Source organism: Hydrogenophilus thermoluteolus (assembly GCF_003574215.1).
Taxonomy (GTDB): Bacteria; Pseudomonadota; Gammaproteobacteria; order Burkholderiales; family Rhodocyclaceae; genus Hydrogenophilus; species Hydrogenophilus thermoluteolus.
Window position 1 is genome coordinate 1,380,285 of sequence record NZ_AP018558.1, and the last position, 20,528, is coordinate 1,400,812.

Annotated in this window: 23 protein-coding genes; 6 read left to right on the plus strand and 17 right to left on the minus strand. The window is 63.5% G+C overall.

Annotated features, from left to right (window positions below; translation table 11 throughout):
- Position 1: 1 nt before the first annotated feature.
- Positions 2-742: a ComF family protein gene (locus tag HPTL_RS06710; RefSeq protein ID WP_119335294.1), complete on the minus strand. Its 741-nt coding sequence runs from the start codon at positions 740-742 to the stop codon at positions 2-4.
- Between the two features lie 29 nt (positions 743-771).
- Between HPTL_RS06710 and bioB the strand changes: the two genes are divergently transcribed.
- Genes bioB through bioD form a run of 6 tightly spaced genes read left to right on the plus strand, consistent with a single transcriptional unit; the run spans position 772 to position 7,731 of the window.
- Positions 772-1,761 (plus strand): biotin synthase BioB, encoded by a 990-nt coding sequence (bioB, locus tag HPTL_RS06715; protein WP_119335295.1) that lies wholly within the window; start codon positions 772-774, stop codon positions 1,759-1,761.
- Positions 1,758-3,134, plus strand: a complete 1,377-nt coding sequence (locus HPTL_RS06720) for an adenosylmethionine--8-amino-7-oxononanoate transaminase (RefSeq protein WP_119335296.1) — start codon at positions 1,758-1,760, stop codon at positions 3,132-3,134. Before bioB ends, HPTL_RS06720 begins: the two co-directional genes overlap by 4 nt.
- On the plus strand, positions 3,131-4,348 hold the full coding sequence (bioF, locus tag HPTL_RS06725) for an 8-amino-7-oxononanoate synthase (protein WP_119335297.1): 1,218 nt from the start codon (positions 3,131-3,133) through the stop codon (positions 4,346-4,348). Before HPTL_RS06720 ends, bioF begins: the two co-directional genes overlap by 4 nt.
- Complete coding sequence (locus HPTL_RS06730) at positions 4,348-5,181, plus strand: methyltransferase domain-containing protein (RefSeq protein ID WP_119335298.1); 834 nt, start codon at positions 4,348-4,350, stop codon at positions 5,179-5,181. Before bioF ends, HPTL_RS06730 begins: the two co-directional genes overlap by 1 nt.
- Positions 5,178-7,070: an ATP-binding cassette domain-containing protein gene (locus HPTL_RS06735; RefSeq protein WP_119335299.1), complete on the plus strand. Its 1,893-nt coding sequence runs from the start codon at positions 5,178-5,180 to the stop codon at positions 7,068-7,070. The genes HPTL_RS06730 and HPTL_RS06735 overlap by 4 nt, the downstream gene beginning before the upstream one ends.
- A 13-nt stretch (positions 7,071-7,083) precedes the next feature.
- Complete coding sequence (gene bioD, locus HPTL_RS06740) at positions 7,084-7,731, plus strand: dethiobiotin synthase (protein ID WP_119335300.1); 648 nt, start codon at positions 7,084-7,086, stop codon at positions 7,729-7,731.
- Between the two features lie 70 nt (positions 7,732-7,801).
- Here bioD and HPTL_RS06745 read toward each other — a convergent pair whose 3' ends face one another.
- The 16 genes from HPTL_RS06745 to HPTL_RS06825 form a co-directional block, all read right to left on the minus strand.
- Positions 7,802-8,359, minus strand: coding sequence for a DUF3782 domain-containing protein (locus HPTL_RS06745; RefSeq protein WP_119336112.1), 558 nt, complete (start codon positions 8,357-8,359; stop codon positions 7,802-7,804).
- A 248-nt stretch (positions 8,360-8,607) separates the two neighbouring features.
- Positions 8,608-9,159, minus strand: a complete 552-nt coding sequence (locus HPTL_RS06755) for a chromate transporter (RefSeq protein ID WP_119335301.1) — start codon at positions 9,157-9,159, stop codon at positions 8,608-8,610.
- Positions 9,156-9,761 carry a chromate transporter gene (locus tag HPTL_RS06760; protein WP_119335302.1) on the minus strand — a complete coding sequence of 202 codons (606 nt, stop codon included), beginning with the start codon at positions 9,759-9,761 and terminating at the stop codon, positions 9,156-9,158. Before HPTL_RS06760 ends, HPTL_RS06755 begins: the two co-directional genes overlap by 4 nt.
- Positions 9,762-9,785: 24 nt before the next feature.
- Positions 9,786-11,624, minus strand: coding sequence for a gamma-glutamyltransferase (ggt, locus tag HPTL_RS06765; protein WP_119336113.1), 1,839 nt, complete (start codon positions 11,622-11,624; stop codon positions 9,786-9,788).
- 28 nt (positions 11,625-11,652) lie between these two features.
- Positions 11,653-12,975: a histidinol dehydrogenase gene (hisD, locus tag HPTL_RS06770; RefSeq protein ID WP_179949075.1), complete on the minus strand. Its 1,323-nt coding sequence runs from the start codon at positions 12,973-12,975 to the stop codon at positions 11,653-11,655.
- On the minus strand, positions 12,956-13,612 hold the full coding sequence (gene hisG, locus HPTL_RS06775; RefSeq protein ID WP_119335303.1) for an ATP phosphoribosyltransferase: 657 nt from the start codon (positions 13,610-13,612) through the stop codon (positions 12,956-12,958). The genes hisD and hisG overlap by 20 nt, the downstream gene beginning before the upstream one ends.
- 9 nt (positions 13,613-13,621) lie before the next feature.
- Complete coding sequence (murA, locus tag HPTL_RS06780) at positions 13,622-14,893, minus strand: UDP-N-acetylglucosamine 1-carboxyvinyltransferase (RefSeq protein WP_119335304.1); 1,272 nt, start codon at positions 14,891-14,893, stop codon at positions 13,622-13,624.
- A gap of 4 nt (positions 14,894-14,897) precedes the next feature.
- Complete coding sequence (locus HPTL_RS06785; RefSeq protein ID WP_119335305.1) at positions 14,898-15,152, minus strand: BolA family protein; 255 nt, start codon at positions 15,150-15,152, stop codon at positions 14,898-14,900.
- Positions 15,153-15,184: 32 nt separating this feature from the next.
- Positions 15,185-15,964, minus strand: coding sequence for an ABC transporter permease (locus tag HPTL_RS06790; RefSeq protein ID WP_179949096.1), 780 nt, complete (start codon positions 15,962-15,964; stop codon positions 15,185-15,187).
- Between the two features lie 16 nt (positions 15,965-15,980).
- Positions 15,981-16,709 (minus strand): ABC transporter ATP-binding protein, encoded by a 729-nt coding sequence (locus HPTL_RS06795; RefSeq protein ID WP_119335307.1) that lies wholly within the window; start codon positions 16,707-16,709, stop codon positions 15,981-15,983.
- The gene (locus HPTL_RS06800) at positions 16,706-16,969 is read right to left on the minus strand and encodes an STAS domain-containing protein (protein WP_119335308.1); all 264 of its coding nucleotides are present in this window, start codon (positions 16,967-16,969) and stop codon (positions 16,706-16,708) included. Before HPTL_RS06800 ends, HPTL_RS06795 begins: the two co-directional genes overlap by 4 nt.
- Positions 16,962-17,636, minus strand: a complete 675-nt coding sequence (locus HPTL_RS06805) for an MlaC/ttg2D family ABC transporter substrate-binding protein (protein WP_170141294.1) — start codon at positions 17,634-17,636, stop codon at positions 16,962-16,964. The genes HPTL_RS06800 and HPTL_RS06805 overlap by 8 nt, the downstream gene beginning before the upstream one ends.
- Before the next feature lie 10 nt (positions 17,637-17,646).
- Positions 17,647-18,429 (minus strand): MlaA family lipoprotein, encoded by a 783-nt coding sequence (locus HPTL_RS06810; protein WP_145981797.1) that lies wholly within the window; start codon positions 18,427-18,429, stop codon positions 17,647-17,649.
- A 5-nt stretch (positions 18,430-18,434) separates the two neighbouring features.
- Positions 18,435-18,893 (minus strand): outer membrane lipid asymmetry maintenance protein MlaD, encoded by a 459-nt coding sequence (gene mlaD, locus HPTL_RS06815; protein ID WP_119335311.1) that lies wholly within the window; start codon positions 18,891-18,893, stop codon positions 18,435-18,437.
- A gap of 1 nt (position 18,894) precedes the next feature.
- A complete protein-coding gene (gene mlaE / locus HPTL_RS06820; RefSeq protein ID WP_119335312.1) occupies positions 18,895-19,677 on the minus strand; it encodes a lipid asymmetry maintenance ABC transporter permease subunit MlaE in 783 nt (260 codons plus the stop codon).
- On the minus strand, positions 19,674-20,477 hold the full coding sequence (locus HPTL_RS06825) for an ABC transporter ATP-binding protein (RefSeq protein ID WP_197713621.1): 804 nt from the start codon (positions 20,475-20,477) through the stop codon (positions 19,674-19,676). The genes mlaE and HPTL_RS06825 overlap by 4 nt, the downstream gene beginning before the upstream one ends.
- Positions 20,478-20,528: the final 51 nt, after the last annotated feature.

The following is a 20,528-nucleotide window of genomic DNA, read 5'->3' on the forward strand; positions in this document are numbered from 1 at the left end:
ATTATATCGTGCCGTCCCCAGCGGAAGCGGGCGCTGCGGTCCGCGCAGCGACCAAGAGATGGACTGCGTTCGCTCCGGCTGCCCGCAATGCTTCGCTGGCTGCAGCAAGCGTCGCCCCGGTGGTCATCACGTCGTCGACCACCATCACGTTTCGTCCCGTCACCAGGCGGCGATCGCGCACGACGAACGCCTGCGCGACGTTTTCCACACGGTGCGCGCGATCAAGGGTCGCCTGCATCGCCGTTTCTTTGCACCGCCGCAACCCGTCCGCCTGCCAAGGAATGCCCCAGATACGCGCAACCGTCCGCGTGATCTCCGCCGCCTGATTGAACCCGCGCGTTCGTTGCCGTTCTGGAGCAAGCGGAATCGGCAGCAGCAAATCGCCCCGTGGTTCGGCGGTAGTGGCAAGTGCCGTGCCCAACGCCGTCGCATACGGTAACGCCCGGTGGAATTTCAAACGGTGCACCCAGCGATCAACCGGGGCTCGGTACCAAAACGCCGCTTGCGTCGATTGAAAGCTGGGTGGTGATGCCGCGCAGCGCGTGCAGACCCCAGCGGTTTCGCCGCCCCCCGAAGCGAGCGCTTCTCCGCAACGCACGCAGGCTTGCCCGGCGTCCCACCACGGCAACGCCTCGGCACACCGGTCACACCACGGCGCGTCGCCATAATGCGTACGTTCGCAGCCGATACAAACAGTTCCTGTCAATTTCGTCAAAATTCGCGTAAAATCACTGCTGATCATTTCAACGCTTCCTTGCTCTGGAGAATGCGATGGCCTCCGTTCTTACTGCCCCCGCCGCAACTACCCGCACCTCAGAAACCTCATTCGAAGCGCGCAAGGCCCAGCTACGCGAATGGTTCTCACTGCCGTTTTTCGACCTGCTGCACCGTGCGCACGAAACCCATCGCCGCCATTTTCCTGGCCACCGCGTGCAACGCTCCACCCTCCTGTCGATCAAAACCGGCGGTTGCTCCGAAGACTGTGGCTACTGTTCGCAGTCGGCACGCTACGAAAAAGCTACCGGTTTGTCTCGGCAACGGCTCCTCTCCGTCGACGAGGTGCGCGCCCGCGCCGAAGCAGCCAAGGCAGCCGGAGCCAGCCGTTTCTGCATGGGCGCGGCGTGGCGCGGCCCCAAAGGCCAAGACCTGGATCGGGTGGCGGAACTGATCGCCTCCGTGAAAGCGCTGGGGCTCGAAACCTGCGTCACGCTCGGGATGCTCACCGACGACCAAGCGGCCCGTCTCAAAGCGGCTGGGCTCGATTACTACAACCACAACGTCGACACCGCTCCCGAATACTACGACCAAGTGATCACCACGCATACCCTGCAAGATCGGTTGCGCACGTTGGAGGCGGTACGCAAAGCAGGGATCAAGGTTTGCTGTGGTGGCATCATCGGCATGGGTGAGACCCGCGAAGACCGTATCAGTATGCTCGCACTCTTGGCCGATCTCGACCCGCCGCCCGAATCGGTACCGATCAACCAACTCGTCCCGATTCCCGGCACCCCACTCGGCGATCAACCGCCGCTCGACCCATTTGAATTCGTCCGCACCATCGCCGTTGCCCGACTGGCGATGCCGACCAGTTACGTCCGCCTCTCCGCCGGTCGCAAAACGATGAGCGACGAACTGCAGGCGCTCTGCTTCTACGCCGGCGCCAACTCGATCTTCTATGGCGACGCGCTCCTCACCACCGGCAACCCGGACGTCGCGCACGACAACGCACTCTTCGAACGCTTGGGGCTGCAACCGGAATGAGCAGCGCACACCAGCTTGTCGAACGCTCCCTAGCGGCAATCTGGCACCCGTGCACGCAGATGCAGCGTCATCTGCACCCGGACCCGGCACGCCGCATTCCCCTGTTACCGGTGGCGCGGGCCGAAGGGCCGTGGCTCTTCGACCCGGATGGGAACCGCTACTTCGACGCATTCAGCTCTTGGTGGACCACCCTTTTTGGTCATTGCCACCCGCACATCGTCGCCGCGGTGCGCGAACAGATCGCGACGCTCGACCACGTACTCCTTGCTGGCTGCACCCACGCCCCAGCGGTAGAACTCGCCGAAAGGCTTGCGGCAAAAACCGACGGCACGCTGGGACACGCCTTCTTCGCGTCGGATGGCGCCAGCGCCGTCGAAATTGCATTGAAATTGGCTGCGCACTACTGGCGCAACCAGGGTTTTCCTGAGAAGCACCGCTTCGTGGCCTTTGCCGGCGGCTACCACGGGGAAACGGTTGGCGCACTTGCGGTCACCGACATCCCGATCTTTCGTGAAGCGTACGAACCGCTCATCCGCCCCGCGGCGATGATGCCGTCGCCCGATACACGTCGCGGCCCCAATGCTGCGCACGAAGCGCTTGCCGCGCTCGCAGAATACTTGGCGGTACACCACGCAGAAACCGCTGCGGTCATCGTCGAACCGCTCGTGCAGGGCGCTGGCGGCATGGCGATGCACCCGCCGTCGTTCCTGAATGCGCTGCGCGACCTGTGCACCCGCCACGACGTGCTTCTCATTTTCGACGAAATCGCCGTCGGCTGCGGCCGCACCGGTCGTTTCTTCGCCCATGAGCACGCGGGTGTCCGACCGGACCTCCTCACCCTCTCCAAAGGCATCACGGGCGGCACGCTTCCGCTTGCGGTGGTGCTTGCGCGCGACGAACTCTTTCGCGCGTTCCTTGCCGACGAAGTCACGCGCGCCTTTCTCCATTCCCACTCCTACACGGGCAACCCGCTTGCCTGCCGCGCCGCATGCGCCACGCTCGACCTCTTGGACAATCCGGAGGTTTGGCCACAGATCGAAACGCTCGGCGCTGCGTTCGAAGCGGCGATGGCTCAAGTCGCCGCGCAGGTGGGTGGGGTTCACCTGCGCCGCACCGGCACGATCGTTGCGTTCGACCTCCCTGACGCCCCAGGCGATTTCGCCCCGCGGGTCGCGAAAGCAGCGCTTGCGGCAGGGCTCCTCTTGCGCCCCCTTGGCAACACCTGCTACGTGATGCCGCCGTTCGCCACCCCGCCGGAACTGGCCGAATGGTTCGGCACGCAGTTGTTGCGCACCCTCACGCAGGTGCTCGAGACCGCAGCCGCATCGGACTGCTTTCAACCGGCACACCCTCAGGAACCGCCGCTGCCATGACCGCGCACGATCCTTGGCAACTGCCTGCCGAATGGCTCGCGCAACGGCGAGCGCAGGGGCTCGAACGCCGCCACCGCCCCTTTGCCCCCAGTTCAACGAGTGGGATCGCCCATGCCCGCAATCGGCAATGGGTCAATTTCGCCAGCAACGACTACCTGGGGCTAGCCCACCATCCGGCGGTGATCGCAGCGTGGCAGGCAGGCGCCACGCGCTGGGGCGTGGGGTCCACCGCGTCGGCGCTCGTCTGCGGCTATACCGAAGCGCACGAAACGCTCGAAAGCGCGCTCGCCGCGTGGCTGGGCTTCCCTGCGGCGCGGCTCTTTACCTCCGGCTACGCCGCGAACCTGGCTGCGGTGACGATGCTCGCAAGCGAATCCCCTTCGACGACCGCCATTTTTGCCGACAAGCTCGTCCATGCGTCGCTCATCGACGCGCTGCTTCTTGCACGTGCCCACGGGGCGCACGTGCGCCGCTACCCGCACCGGGACACCGAAACGCTGGCGCGCTGGCTTGCCGAAAGCCCTGCCCCCCTCAAAATCATCGTCACCGACGGTGTCTTCAGCATGGATGGCGACATCGCGCCGCTTCCTGAGCTCGCCTCCCTTGCCGAACGCCACCGCGCGTGGTTGATCGTCGACGACGCCCACGGCATCGGGGTGTTGGGTAAAGGACGCGGCACGTTCGCCCATTTCGGCCTGACCCCACCACCGCATTGGCTCTGGATCGCTACCTTTGGCAAAGCGGTGGGCGTTGCCGGTGCGGCGATTCTGGGGAGTAAAGATGCGATTGCTTGGCTCGACCAAAGCGCGCGCACCCACATCTACACCACCGCAATGCCACCGGCGCAGGCAGAAGCGCTCAACGCAGCGATCACCGTGATCCGCACCGAACCGGAGCGGTTGGCCCACCTGCACCGCTTGATCGCGCAATGGCGTTCCCTCGCCCAAACGCTTGCCGCAACAGCAGCAACCCCGCTCGAATCGGCAACCGCGATTCAGCCGCTCGTTGTCGGCGAAAGTCAGCGCGCCCTGCACCTCGCGCAGGCGCTCGAACGAAGTGGTTTCCTGGTTCCAGCAATCCGCCCCCCAACCGTTCCGCCCAACACGGCGCGCCTGCGCATCTCGCTCTCGGCAGCCCATGAGCCGGAACACCTCGTGCACCTTGCCGCTGCGCTCCAGAACCTTTTGGCACCACCGCACAGGAACGGAACGTGATGGCAAAGCGCGCACAAATGCCACCCAGTGCCGCAACACGTGAACCGCCCGCCGCCCCCAAAGCGCGCGTTCGCGCCGCGTTTGGGCGACGCGCGTCCCACACCGCGCACCACGACGTCGCGCAGCGCAAGATCGCCGCAACACTCTTTGCCGCGCTCGACGCCGCGATAGCCGCAGCCGAGGCCCCGTTGCCGCAAACGCCATGGTTGCTGGATGCGGGCTGTGGGGTGGGCCGTGACCTGCCGCACCTCAAAGCGCGTTTTCCCCACCATCGTCTCCTCGCGTTGGATGCGGCTCCGGCGCTGCTCGCGACCCTACCGCCCGAATTGGCCACCCCCATCGTGGGCGACCTCGAACAGCTCCCGTTCCCTACCCAAACGCTCGCGCTCTACTGGAGCAACTGCGCGTGGCAGTGGACGACACCGGCGCTGGTCGTTGGCGAACTCGCACGCACGCTGGCGCCGAACGGCTGGGCCGCACTCAGCATCGTGCTCGCCGGTACTTTTCCCGAACTCGCCGCCGCGTTTTCCGAATTGGACGAACCGGCACCGCTTGCACCATTAGCGGACGAATCGACCTGGCGGCAGGCATTTGCCTGTCATCCCTGGCGCACCCTCCACGGTACGCACCACACGATCCCCCTCTTCTTCGCCACGCCACAAGAACTCCTCGCCTCGATTCGTGGTGTTGGCGCAACGGCCACCCCGAAAACGCCCCACCGCTTCGACCGCACCCGACCGCGCCGCCTTGCCGCCGCGCTGGAACGGCTGCGTGGCCCCCACGGAATCCCCCTCACCTACCAAATCCTGACCATTTTGGCGCAACGACCATGATCCAATTGCGATCGCTCACCTTCAGCCGCACCGACAAGCGCCTGGTGGAAAACGCCACATTGCAAATCCACGCGGGTTGGAAAGTCGGCGTCACCGGCGCCAACGGCTGTGGCAAATCGACGCTGTTTGCGCTGCTGCACGGTGACCACCACCCCGACCACGGTGACCTGGAGTGGCCAGTCACCTGGCGGATTGCGCACGTCGCCCAGGAAACCCCTGCCGTTGACACCCCGGCTATCGAATATGTCTTGGATGGCAACACCGAATTGCGTCGCCTCGAACGTGCGCTCGCGGAAACGGAACGCGCACACGACGGCATCCGCATCGCCGAGCTCCACGAAGCGCTCGCCGCGATCGACGGCTACGCCGCGCGCGCCCGCGCCGCGGAGATCCTCGACGGGCTCGGTTTTTCACCCGCAGCGCAGCAGCGCCCCGTCGCCACCTTTTCCGGCGGATGGCGGATGCGCCTCAACCTGGCCCGGGCTCTTGCCGCAGACGCGGAGTTGCTCCTTCTCGACGAACCGACGAACCACCTCGACCTCGACGCCGTGTTGTGGCTGGAAACGTGGCTGCAGCGCTCGCCCGCCACGCTTCTCGTGATTTCGCACGACCGCGAACTCCTCGATACGGTCGCGACCCACATCCTCAGCTTCGAAAACGGCACCCTTCGCCTCTACACCGGCAACTTCACCACGTTCGAACGCACGCGCGCCGAACAGTTGGCCCACCAGCAAGCCCTGTACGAAAAACAGCAGCGCGAAATCGCCCATTTGCGCGCATTCGTCGAACGCTTTCGCGCCAAAGCCACCAAAGCGCGGCAAGCGCAAAGCCGCTTGAAGGCGCTTGCCCGCATGGAACTGATCGAGGCGGCGCACGTCGACTCCCCGTTCACCTTCCGTTTCCTCCCACCAGAGGGAACCTCCGACCCACTGCTCACGCTGGAAGCGGCCGCGGTCGGCTACGACGGGAAACCGCTACTGACCGATATCGACCTCACGATCCGCCCCGATACCCAGCTTGCGCTGCTGGGCCCCAACGGTGCCGGAAAATCGACACTCATCAAACTCCTTGCTGGGGAACTGCCGCTCCTTGCGGGCAAGCGGACCGAAGGGCGAAAACTCAAGATCGGCTATTTTGCGCAGCACCAAATGGAACGGCTGCGGCCACACGAAACGCCACTGCAGCACCTGATCCGCCTCGAACCGACGACGCCGGAACAAGAGTTGCGTGATTTTCTCGGCCGCTTCGATTTTCGCGGTACTGCAGCCGACACCCCCTGCCGCGCCTTTTCGGGTGGTGAAAAGGCGCGGTTGGCGCTCGCGTTGCTGTTACGTACGCGCCCGAACCTCCTCCTGCTCGACGAGCCCACGAACCACCTCGACCTCGAAATGCGCGACGCATTGACACGCGCCCTGCAAGAGGCCGAGGTCGCCGTCGTGCTGGTTTCGCACGACCGTTACCTGCTGCGCGCCACCGCCGACACCTTCGTACTGGTCGCCGACGGGCGGGTAGCGCCTTTCGACGGCGACCTCGACGACTACGCCAACTGGCTGGCGCAACGCCGTCAAACCCACCGCGCCCCGACCGTCGCAGACCGTTCGGCCAAAGCGCAACGCATCGCCGACCGCGCCGCGCAAAAAGCCGCACAAGCGGAGCAGCGGCGCTTGGAAAAAGCCGCAGCGAAATGGGAAGCAGAAATCGAAACACTAACCGCTGCGCTGCACGCAGTCGAAGCGCGGCTGGCCGATCCGGCACTTTACTCTGACCGCGCCGCTGCCGACGCCGTCGCCCGCGAAGCCGACGCGCTGCGCGCCCAAATCGCTGAGGCCGAAACCCAATGGCTCGAAGCGCAAACGGCATTGGAAGCACTCACCTTGGCGTCTGAATGAGGAGGACCTTGCCATGACCGCAACCGCCTATTTCGTCACCGGCACCGACACCGAGATCGGCAAAACCACCGTAACCGCGATTTTGTTACGGCAAGCCGCCGCAGAAGGAAAGCGCGCTGCGGGACTCAAACCGATCGCAGCCGGGGTCGAAGCGTCCGGAGCGAATGCCGACGTCGCTGCGCTCATCGCCGCAAGCAACGTCCCGCTACCCCGCGACGTCGTCAACCCGTACTGCTTCGCCGAACCGATCTCGCCGCACCTCGCGGCGCAACACGAAGGGGTCACGATCGACTTCGCGGTCATTCGCCGCGCCGTGGACACCGCCCGAACCCAGTGCGACCTCCTCTTCGTCGAAGGGGTGGGGGGTTTTCACGCGCCACTCTCAGAAACCACGACGGTTGCCGATCTGGCGGTTGCGCTCAACCTTCCCGTGCTTTTGGTGGTCGGGATGCGCCTGGGCTGCCTCAACCACGCGCTGCTCACCGTCGAGGCGATCACCGCGCGCGACCTTCTTTTTGCCGGTTGGATCGCCAACCAGATCGACCCCGAAATGGCTGCGTTCGCAGAAAACCTAGCGACACTGCAAGCGCGCCTCTCGGCACCGTGTTGGGGCGTCGTTCGCTATGGCGCCCACGCATTGAGCCACCCCGTTACACCTTAGCCGGGTAATGGTAAGGGGAGCGCATGCTCGCTCGGTTATGTTCCTCTATTCCAACACGTACGGGAAATGCTCACCACGTCCGCGGCGTAAAACCCGGCTGGTTGCACACCACCACGTCGTCGTCGGCCTGAACGAGCACGTAAAGCCCTTGTTTTTCGGCGTAGCGCACCACCTCATCCGGCGCGCCCATCGCCGCCACCGCCCCGTGCAGGAGTTTGTCGGCGAATTCGGGAAACGCCGCTTTGAAGCAGGCAAGGCGCTCCAGGTGTTCGTCGACGTCGTCGGTGGTCAAGCGGCTTTTGCACTCCACGGCAATCGCGTGGTCGCCGTTGATCACCAAAAGGTCGATCTCCATCACGGTCTGGCCCGCGTCGTCACGCGCGCGCACGTTGGGCATCACCCGATGCACGGGAATGCCCTGCTCTTGAAAGAGGCGCACCACCGCGGGCTCGACCATGTCCTGCACGAACTGGCCCAGGCGGTTCCCCAGACGCCCCAACTGGCGTTCGAGCGCGCGGATTCGGCGGTCGGTCTCTTGCATGCGGCGATCGGTCTCCTTGCTCTGTTCGGCAAGGCCCAGAATCATCGCTTTGAGGTCGTCCCAAGAGATTTCGGTGGCGGTCGTCATGGTTGGGTCGGCGTCATTTCTGAACTCACAAACCATCAACCATTTTACCACTGCGCTTTGCGTCATCCGGGCGCTACGGAATCATCTACCGGTACCTTCTCGATGTCCCACACCTCACTGCCAAAGCCGCGCAGCCAACGGTCAAGCCGCTGGGAGTCAGGTAGCGTTGCGGTAATGAGCAAAAGGTCTGCATAGCTTATGCAACTAACCCCCGATCGTCCTACTGCAACGCTTGAGCACGATGACGCTCACCCATAACCCAACGCACCGACCAACCCGCCCATCAAAATCAACCAGATCGGGGCCAGTCGGGTGCGGAGCATGCACCAAACCGTCACGGCAATCAGAAGGATTGGACCCCATGGAACCGTTTCTGCGCCATCCAGGAAGGGTTTGAGTAACACCCAACTGGTAGCCAGAAGAAGCCCCACGGTCATCGGCGCCAAACCTACGGTGAAGGCTTGTACCCCCACGGACGTTCGGTGGGTGCGCAGCCAACGGCTGACCCGCAAGGAAAGCAGTGTCGAGGGCAGCAAAATGCCGCACAATGCGGCGAGCGCACCCACGAGCCCAGCGATCTGATATCCGACCACAGCAACGAACGTGACGTTCGGGCCTGGCGCGGCTTGCGCCAACGCGATCGAGGTCACGAACCCGGTCTCGTCGAGCCAGCCGCGCTCGACGACGAAATAGCGGTGCATCTCCGGCGCTGCAGACATCGCGCCCCCGATCGAAAGCAGCGAAAGCAACAAAAAATGGCTGACCAGGTCGAAGAGATCTGCCGCTGAGAGTCCATTCACTCTCGATTCTTCCCCGTTTCTTGGCGCGCGAGCTGGCAAAACGCAATCCCCCATCCGGTTCCGCCAACGAAGAGCACGACCCAAACCAGAGGCACGTGCCACACCGCCACCAGCGCCACCGTGACCCCGACCAAAAGCAACGTCACACCGCGACCCAATGGGTTTCGGCGTAATGCGGCAATGAGCTTGATCGCCATCGCGATCATCAAGCCTGCCGCGACCGCTCCCATACCGCGCAGTGCGCCCGCCACCATGGGCAAATCGGCAAACTGCTGGTAGCTGGCGGCAAGGGTCAAAACGATGGCGATTGGCGCGGTCAACATCCCGGCAAGCGCCGCGAGCGCGCCTGGCCAACCGAAGAAACGATCACCAAGCATCAACGCCAGATTGACGACGTTCGGCCCGGGCAGCACTTGGGCAACCGAATAGAGCTCGAGGAACGCCTCGCGGCGTAACCAGCGCTTGCGATCCACCAACTCCCGCTGCGCAACGGCCAGAACACCACCGAAACCTTGGAGCGCCAGGACGGTGAACGTCACAAACAACTCAACCAACGATTGCGGTCGGGAAGTGGGTTCGTGTTCGGGTGCCGAATCGTTCATGGAGAAACGCTACGCCGTTTCAACCTAAAACCCCGCCGCTACCCCTTCGCGCCGCGAATCGGCCGCCCCCAGCCAGCGCCCTCCCCTAAGCCCATTCGCCAATGGGGCAGGCGTGCCGTCGCGCAGTGGCGCCGTGCGAACGATCGCGTGAATGCCGCTCGCCATCTCGCGCGCCCGCACCTGATGCCCTTTCGCGGTGAGCGCCGCGGCTACCTCAGGCGTATCGAGCACCGTGCCTGCTTCCACCCAGGTGGTGGCGCTGCGCTGCGCGCCGAAGTGCGGCTGTTCGATCGCGTCGGAAAGCGGCAGACGCCAGTCGATGAGGCCGATGAGCGTCTGCGTCACGTAGTGGATGATCGCGCTACCTCCCGGTGACCCCAGCACCGCGAGCAGATCGCCGGTGTTGGCATCGAATACCATCGTCGGGGCCATCGAACTGCGCGGGCGCTTGCCGCCTGCGACGCGGTTCGCCACCGGCCGCCCGTTTTCGTCGACAGGACGAAACGCAAAATCGGTGAGTTGGTTGTTGAGCAAAAACCCTTCGACCATCAGCAGGCTGCCGAACGCGTGTTCGATCGAACTGGTGAGCGCCACCGCCCGTCCGGCGCCATCGATGATCGACAGGTGGGTGGTCGACGGAAACGGCACCGTTTCTCCTCTTCCCCACACCGTTTCGTCCGTCACTCCCGGCGGCTGTCCGGCGACAGGGGTACCGAGCGTGCGCTCGCGATCGATCAACTGCGCCCGTTCTGCCAAATAGCCCGAATCGAGTAGCCCCCGGACGGGCACCGCGACGAAATCGGGATCGGCCACGTACCGTTCGCGGTCGGCGAACGCCAAGCGGTACGCTTCGCTGACCAAATGGATCGCCTCGGGAGAATCGGGCGACAACGCAGCCAGATCGAACCGCTCCAGCAGTTTCAACGTTTGCAACACCGTAACGCCGCCGGAGCTGGGCGGCGGCATGCCGCAGATCCGAAAGCGCGCGCGGTAGGTGGCGCAAACCGCTTGGCGCACCACACTGCGATACGCTGCCAAGTCATTTTCGGTCATCAGTCCCGGGCGCGGGTCTTGGGCGATGCGGGTGACGATCGCGCGCGCAATCGCCCCGTGGTAGAACGCATCCGCGCCGTGCGTTGCGATCGCTTCGAGCGTTGCCGCGAGCTCCGGATTCTTCAGCCGGGCACCCACCGGCTTCGGATCGCCTTCTGCGGTCAAAAAGAGACGAGAGACCGTTTCGCCGCGGGCGCGAATACGCTCGACGTTGCGGGCGATCAGCGCATGCAGGCGCGGCGAGATCGCAAATCCCTCCCGGGCGATGCGTATCGCAGGCGCAAAGAGTTCGGCCCAGGGCAAATTCCCGTGCGCGCGGTGCGCCGCTTCGAGCATCCGCAGCAATCCGGGTACCCCAACCGACAAGCCGCTATCCACCGCAGCGAAAAAGGGAAGCGGCTTGCCGTCCGCATCCAGAAACCGATCGGCGCGGCTTGCGAGCGGTGCGGTCTCCCGCCCGTCGTAGGCGTGCACCTGCTCCGTGCTCGGATCGAAAAAGAGGAGAAAACCGCCGCCGCCGATTCCCGAGGATTGCGGTTCGACGACGTTCAAGACGAGCTGTGCCGCGATGGCTGCGTCTACCGCACTCCCCCCGCGACGCAGCATTTCAAGTGCGGCCTCGGTCGCCAACGGGTGCGCGGTCACCGCGATGGCACGATCGGCACTGGCAGACGGACGAAGCTGCCGCCCGGCTGCCCCTTCGGGCGCGATCGTTTCGGAACCTTTCGCACCGCCTGCGAACGCAACCCCGGCGGTGCAGAGCAACAGTGCAAAGGCGCACCACCACCGCGCAATGCGGCGCGGTGCCACCGTGCGCCCGGCACGCCGTTCGAACACGTTAGCCCCGGAACCGCGCCGATGCGGCGTGCGCGGCAAGCCCTTCCCCGTCGGCGAGCAACCCGGCGATCGGCGCGAGCTTCGCGGCTCCTTCGCGCGAGACTGCAAGGAGACTGGTGCGTTTTTGAAAGTCCCAAACGCCCAAGGGTGAGGAAAAACGAGCGCTGCGCATCGTCGGCAGTACGTGGTTGGGCCCCGCGCAGTAATCCCCGAACGCTTCCACCGACCAATGGCCGAGGAAGATCGCGCCGGCGTGGCGGATCTCCGGTTCCCAGGCTTCGGGGTCTTCGACGGCGAGTTCGAGGTGTTCTGGCGCCACCCGGTTGGCGATCGCAATCGCGGCAGCACGGTTGGGCGCGTAGATCAATGCGCCGCGATTCGCGAGCGACTGCGCGATGATCGCCCGGCGCGGTTGCTGGGGCAACAACCGCGCGATCGATTCCTGAACGCGCTCAAGGAACGCGCGATCGGTGCTCACCAAAATGGCTTGCGCGAGTTCGTCGTGTTCGGCTTGGGCGAAGAGGTCCATCGCCACCCAGTCGGGGTTGCCGGAACCATCGTTCAGGATCAACACCTCCGACGGCCCGGCGATCATATCGATCCCCACCACCCCGAAAACGCGCCGTTTCGCTTCGGCAACATAGGCGTTTCCTGGGCCGACGATCTTGTCGACCTGCGGGATCGTCTGCGTGCCGTACGCGAGCGCCGCGACCGCCTGCGCCCCGCCGATCGTAAAGACCCGATCGACCCCGGCGAGATAGGCTGCGGCGAGCACGAGCGGGTTGCGTTCGCCGTGCGGCGTGGGGGTCACCATGATCAATTCGGAAACACCAGCCACTTTCGCCGGAATCGCGTTCATCAATACCGAACTCGGGTACGCGGCGCGTCCACCCGGCACGTAGAGCCCGACGCGGTCGAGCGGTGTCACCTTGAGCCCCAAGCGCGTTCCGTCGGCCTCTTCGACCATCCACCCTTCGGCTTTCTGCCGTTCGTGGTAGCGGCGTATCCGTTCCGCGGCCACTTCGAGCGCCGCCCGCTGCGCGTCGCTCAACGCGCGCCATGCCGCTTCCCATTCGGTACGTGGCAGCTCGAGTTCAACCATCGCGAGCGCGTCAAGCCCGTCGAAGCGGCGGGTGTATTCGAGCACGGCGGCATCCCCGGTGGCACGCACCGCGCGCACGATCTCGTCGACCCGCTCGACGATCGCACGATCGGTGTCGCTCTCCAGCGTGAGCAGCACGTCGAGCGTCGCAAGAAAATCGGCTTGGGTCGCGTCGAGCCGACGCACCTCGGGTACGACGAACTCATTGGGCGATTCGGTCACGGCTCTTCTCCTCGAAAACGTCGATCAGCGGCTGCAGGAGCGCACGTTTCACTTTGAGTGCCGCCTGATTGACCACCAGGCGGCTCGAAATCGCCGCGATGGTCTCCACTTCGACGAGACCATTGGCGCGCAGCGTAGCGCCCGTGGACACGAGATCGACGATCGCATCCGCCAGGCCCACGAGTGGCGCCAGTTCCATCGAGCCGTAGAGTTTGATCAGGTCGACATGCACCCCTTTCGCGGCGAAGTGGGCACGGGCGCTCTTGAGGTATTTCGTCGCGACGCGGATGCGACTGCCCAACCGAACCGCCTGCGCATAATCGAACGTGCGCGGCACCGCGACACAGAGCCGGCAACGGGCGATGCCGAGGTCCAGCAGTTGGTAGAGCCCCTCCCCACCGTGTTCCAGCAGCACATCCTTGCCGGCAATGCCCAGATCGGCGCCACCGTACTGGACGTACGTAGGAACGTCGGTAGCGCGGACGATCAAGAGCCGCACGTGCGGCAAATTCGTAGAGATGATGAGCTGGCGCGACGCTTCGGGATCACAGGTAGGGGTGATACCCGCTGCGGCCAACAGCGGCACCGTCTCTTCGAAAATGCGCCCTTTCGATAGGGCCAGGGTAATCGTTTCCATGCCGGGATTTTAGCCGATTTCGCCGCCATCCTCGGTCAAACGCGCGACCTTGGCACCCAACGCCCGCAGTTTCGTTTCGAGCCGCTCGTAACCACGGTCAAGATGGTAGATGCGGTCGATCACCGTCTCTCCTTCGGCGACTAGCCCAGCAACCACCAGCCCCGCCGAAGCGCGCAGATCGGTTGCCATCACCTCGGCCCCTTCCAGGCGGTCGACGCCTGTGACGACCGCGGTGGCCCCGTCGATATGGATGTTCGCGCCAAGGCGTTGCAACTCCACCGCGTGCATGAAGCGGTTTTCGAAAATCGTTTCGCGAATCACCCCGCTACCCTGCGCCACCGTGTCGAGCGCCATGAATTGCGCTTGCATGTCGGTAGGAAAACCCGGGTACGGGGCAGTGCGGATATCGACTGCTTTGAGTCGCGCGGGCGCAGTGAGCGCAATCCAGTTCTCGCCACAGCGAATCGCGCACCCCGCTTCGCGCAGCTTCGCGACCACGGCATCGAGCGCCGCAACGGGCGCGTCGCGGAGCACAATCTCCCCCCCCGTGATCGCCGCGGCACAGAGGTAGGTTCCCGCCTCGATGCGATCGCTCATCACCCGGTAGGTTGCGCCGTGTAGCCGTTCGACCCCTTCGACCACCAAGGTGTCACTGCCAATCCCCGAAATCCTCGCGCCCATCGCCACCAAGAGGTTTGCCAAGTCGGCGACTTCCGGTTCGCGCGCCGCGTTCTCGATCACCGTGACGCCGTCAGCGAGCACCGCAGCCATCAAGAGGTTTTCCGTACCGGTCACGGTGACCACGTCGGGTACGATCCTCGCCCCAGTTAGGCGCGCCGCGCGGGCATGGATATTGCCGTGCACCACATGCACCTTTGCGCCCATCGCAGCAAGACCCTTCAGGTGCTGATCGACCGGGCGCGCACCGATCGCGCAGCCGCCGGGCAGACTCACTTCAGCTTCGCCCACGCGCGCAAGGAGCGGCCCAAGCACCAGGATCGACGCGCGCATCGTCTTCACCAGCTCGTAGGGTGCCACCGGTGCGGCGATGGTGGCGGCGCACAAGGTCACGGTGTCCCCTTCGCGCGACACGGTGACTCCGATCCGCGCCAGCAGCTTCAAAAGCGTTTCGACATCGTTGAGCGCAGGAACCCCGGTGATCGTCACCGGCTCAGCGGTGAGCAGCGCGGCACAGAGCATCGGTAACACCGCATTCTTCGCGCCAGAACAGGCGATTTCGCCCTGCAGACGCTTGCCCCCGACAATGCGCAATTTCGCCACGACGTCACTCCGAATCAGCGTTTTGCGCCTGACACTCCGCCGGGGTCAACGTGGTCAATTGCAGCGCGTGGATCTCGTTCCCCAGTTCGGGACCGATCGCCCGATAGACCAACTGGTGTTGCGCCACGCGCCGTTTGCCTTCGAATGCCGAGGAAACCACGAGCGCGGTGAAATGGACGTTGTCGTCGCTCACCACCTCGACGATCGCATCAGGTATCGCCGCCTGAATGCGCGCTTGGATCACGGACGCGTCGATCATCCTGCTTTGCTCCTTTCCCATCTGAGCCACGTTCACTGCCGCAGTTTGTAACCCGCAGCAATCCAACGGTAGGCCCACGCGACCACTACGAACGTGGTCAACATCCCTACGGCAAGGCTCAGCCGCGGATCGGTATCCGATTGTCCGAAAAAACCGTAGCGAAACCCGTCGATCAAAAAGAAAAATGGGTTGAAATGGCTGACCTTCTGCCAGAACGGGGGTAGTGCCGCGACGGAGTAGAAGACGCCCGAAAGCATCGTCAACGGCATCACCAAGAAATTCTGGAACGCCGCCAAGTGGTCGAACTTTTCGGACCAAATTCCGGCGATGATGCCAAAAGACCCCATGAGCAGCGCGCTCAAGCACGCGAACGCCAACGCCCACAGCGGTTCAGCGAACGGCAAATCGACGAACGGCGCCGTGACGAGCAACACCGCTGCGCCAACCACCAGCCCCCGCAGCGTCGCGGCCAGTGCGTACCCCCAGAAAAAAGTGGCATTCGAGAGCGGCGTGAGCAAAATGAAGACCAGGTTACCGGTGATCCGACTCTGGATCAGCGACGAACTGCTGTTCGCAAAAGCGTTTTGCATCACGCTCATGATCGCCAGCCCTGGAATCAAAAAGGTGGGGTAGGCCACTTCGCCATATGTCGTGACGTGGCGATCGAGCACGTTACTGAAAATCAGCAAAAAAAGCAGCGCATTGAGCACCGGTGCCGCGACCGTCTGCAGCGCCACCTTCCAGAAACGGAGCACCTCTTTGGTGAACAACGTGACGAATGCGACCCATTCGGCATGGGGCGCAGCTTCGATGCTCGGTTGCGGGCGATCAAGCGGTGCCACGCATCACCTCCAAAAAGACGCTCTCCAAATCCTTCCCGCCGGCGCGCGCGAGCAGCTCTCGAGTCCGGTCGAGCGCAACGATGCGTCCCCCTTTCATCATCGCGATGCGATCGCACAGCGCTTCGGCCTCTTCCAGATAGTGCGTCGTCAAAACGACGGTGTGTCCCGCCTTGTTGAGTTTCATCACGAATTGCCAAAGACTTTGCCGCAGTTCGACATCGACCCCGGCAGTCGGCTCGTCGAGGACGATCACGGGCGGCCGATGCACGAGCGCCTGCGCGACCATCACCCGCCGCTTCATCCCGCCCGAAAGGGTACGAAGATTGGCATCAGCTTTCGCGGCAAGCCCCAGCCCGACGAGCAACTCGTCGATCCACGCCTCGTTGTGCCGAATGCCGTAATAGCCGGACTGAAACCGCAGGCACTCACGCACGGTGAAGAAGGGATCGAAGACCAACTCCTGAGGCACGACACCGATCGCGCGCCGCGCGCGGCGGTAATCGGTAGCGACGTCGAACCCCATCACCCGCAGCGTCCCTTCCGTGGGTTTCGCGAGCCCGGCGAGCATCGAGATGAGGGTCGTCTTGCCCGCACCATTGGGACCGAGCAGCCCGAAGAACTCCCCTTGCGCAACGGTGAGGTCGATTCCAGCCACTGCGGCGAAGTCACCGAAACGCTTCACCGCGCCACGAATCTCGATCGCAGACGGTTTCATGAGACGAGTGACGCAACGCCGTAGATGTTGGCCAACGCAACCGCACTTTCGGGTAGGTTTCTAACCGTGATCGTCGCCCCGTCCCGGTTCGCACGGCGCCTCCACGCCAGCAACAACGCGATCAATGCCGAATCACAGGCACGGACCCCACTGGCATCGACCGTGATCGATGCCGCACCCGCAGGATAGCGATCGACCCACTCGTGCGCGGTATAGACGGTGACCACCCCCGAAAGCGCAATCACACCCCTGTCAGCCATGGGTTCCCTTTCCTGGCTCGGGCACTGGGTCGGTCTCCCCTTTCGCGTTTTTCTCTGCCAACACCCGGATCAAGCCGTCGATCCCACCGCGGTTGATCTCGGCAGTGAAGCTTCCGCGGTAGTTGGTCACCAGACTCACGCCTGCGATCACCACGTCGAAGATCCGCCAACCGTCGCCGCTGTTCTGCAACACATATTGCACTTCGATCGGTTCGCTTCCCGCGCGAACGATTCGCGCCGCGACACGGACGATCGGATCGTTCGCGCCCCTCCTTTGGGGCAGAAACTCGAGGGTTTCGTCTTTGTACGCTTTTGCCGCGTTCGAGTAGGTGCGCAGCAGCAGTTTTTTGAACTCATCGGTGAGCTGAGCGCGCTGTTGCGGCGTGGCTTGCCGCCAAGCCGGGCCGACCGCCAAAGCCGTCATGCGCGGCATGTCGAAATAGGGGAGGATGTTTTCCTCGACAAAGGCAACGAGCGCCTCCCGACTGGGTTCGTCGGTCACCGGATGCGCTTTCAGGTAAGCGAGTACAGAATCCGAAAGCCGCTGCACGAGCGCAACCGGATCTTCTTCGGTTTTTGGGGTTGCCGCATAAACTCGGCTGCCCGGCGCAATCGCCAAAACCGTCACACCCAAGATCCCAGTGAGGAATGCACGCCGTCTCACCATCTTTTCGTTCCTATTCATAATTTTCATACACGATGGGGGGATTGCCGTCGTAAATCAGATACTGGCGCCGTTGCAGATAGGAATCCCGGACATACGCATATTTGTCGATCGCCGCATCCGCCTGGGCATCGAGCGGCAACAGCCGTGCCCGGGTTTCGACGATATCGAGACTCTTGACCGCGAACCGCGCGGTGTCATCCTCAAGGTGGGTGGTGGGATCACCGAATCGATCGACTGGCCATGCGGCGGCGTCGCGTAAGGTTCTTGGTCCCAGAATAGGAAGTACCAGGTACGGGCCGCTCCCCACGCCCCAACGCGCCAGTGTCTGGCCAAAATCTTCGTTGTGTTTGGGGAGCCCGGCTTCCGACGCGATATCGAGGAGGCCGAACAACCCGAAGGTGGAGTTGAATGCAAAGCGCATCCAGTCGTTTGCTGCGGCACCGGGTTTGCCTTGCAACAAATTGTTGAACCCGATCCAGAGATCCCCCAGGTTTCCGAAGAAGTTGCTCACCCCTTTTTTCACCGGTTCCGGCGCCACGGTGTCATACGCTTGCGCCACGGGCTTCACCACCGCACGATCGAGCGCCTCATTCACCGCGAACATCGTGCGGTTGAACCCTTCCCATGGGTCGACTGGCGTTGCGCGCACCGCGGCGTTCGTCGACGGCGCATCCGCGCTAACCCCGCCCCGCTGAACGGCGGTCGCACAGCCGCTCAGCGCAACCGCGAGCGCCCCGATCGCCACCGCGCACCCCAGCCAAGAACCGAAACTTCTTTGCGTCATGTGCCGCATGCGCTTCACTCCGCCGCCTTATTGACCAAAAACTGGCCGATCAATTTTTCCAATACCACCGCCGATTGCGTCAGCAAAATGCGGTCGCCATCCTGGAGGTTTTCCAGATCCGCGCCCGCTTCGATCCCCACGTACTGTTCCCCCAGCAACCCCGCGGTCAAAATGCTCGCGCTCGAATCCTTCGGAAAGGGGATATTCCTGCTGAGTTCCATCGTCACCTCAGCGCGGTAGCTCTTCGGATCGAGCCGAATCGCGGTCACCCTTCCAACCAACACCCCGGCACTCTTCACCGGCGCTTTCACCTTTAATCCGCCGATATTGTCGAAATAGGCGACGACGCGGATCGTCTCGCCGTCGATCCGCGACGTTGCGGCACCGGAGACCTCGAACGCGAGGAAAAAGAGCGCCGCGACCCCCAGCAAAACGAACAGTCCGACCAAAACGTCCCAACTCTTGCGTTCCATCTCACCGTCCAATGAACATGAATGCGGTCAGCACGAAATCGGCCGCCAACACGGCCAACGCCCCATAGACCACGGTTTTGGTGATCGCCCGCGAAACGCCTTCCGCGGTCGGCGTACAACTCCACCCTTGAAAAACGGCGATCCAGGTGACGATCACCCCAAAGACGAAACTTTTCACGATGCCGTTGCGCACGTCTGCATCGAAATCGACCGCGTTCTGCATCTGCGACCAGAAGGTCCCGTGATCGACACCGATCACCACCACCCCAATGAACCAGCCGCCCAAAATCCCTACCGCGGAAAAGATTCCCGCGAGTAACGGCATCGCAATCACCCCCGCCCAGAATTTCGGAGCGATGACGCGCGCGATCGGGTTCACCGCCATCACATCCATCGCGTCGAGCTGCTCAGTGGCCTTCATCAGTCCGATTTCCGCGGTCATCGCGCTGCCGGCGCGGCTTGCGAACAACAACGCAGCAACCACCGGCCCGAGTTCGCGCAGCAGCGAGAGCGCCACCACCCCGCCCAGCGCGGTCTCCGAGCCGAAACGTTGAAGCGTATCATACCCTTGCAGCCCCAACACCAAACCGACGAACGCCCCCGAAACCACGATGATCAGGATCGACAGCACTCCGGCGAAATAGAGGTCACGGATGAGCAACGGCACCCGGCGAAACGTCATGCCGGAGTGGCGCAACAACGCGATCACGAACCGCGCTGCAAACCCCAGTTGCACCACCGTGTCGATCGTTGCCTGCCCCAGGCGCGCAACTGCGTTGATCATATCTCCTCCATCAGCGCTTCGGCAAGCGGCGGCGCCGGATAGTGGAAAGGGGCAGGCCCGTCGATTTCGCCATGGACGAACTGGCGCACGTAGGGATCGCTCGCGTTGCGGATTGCATCCGGCGTACCGTGCGCGACGATGTGCCCGCGCGAGACGAAATAGACATAGTCGACCAACGCGAGCGATTCGACCACATCGTGGGTGACCACTACCGACGCTGCACCGAGCGCATCGTTCAGACGGCGAATCAGCGTTCCGATCGTCGCGAGCGAAATCGGGTCGAGCCCCGCGAACGGTTCGTCATAGAGGATCAACTCCGGATCGAGCGCAATCGCGCGGGCCAGCGCCACCCGCCGCGCCATACCGCCCGAAAGCTCACTCGTTTTCAAGCGCGCGGCGCCCCGCAACCCAACCGCTTCCAGTTTCAGCAACACCAGGTCGCGGATCAGCGGCTCCGGCAACCGGGTATGCTCTCTGAGCGGGAATGCGACGTTTTCGAATACGTCGAGATCGGTAAAGAGCGCCCCGAATTGAAAGAGCATCCCGATACGGCGCCGCAGCGCGTAGCGTTGCGCTTCCGAGGCTTGATCGAGCCGGACACCCAAAACCTCGACGGTGCCGGACCATGGGCGTAATTGCCCGGTCAAGAGGCGCAGCAGCGTCGTCTTGCCCGAACCCGACCCCCCCATGATCGCGACCACCTGGCCGCGATGAACGGTGAAGTCGATGCCGTGCAGGATCTGCCGCGTCCCATACCCGGCGTCAACCCCGGACAACGAAGCGACCAATCGTTCTGTCACGCAATAAGCCATTTTTGAGCGAAGTCCTCATTATACCTGATCGGCAACGTG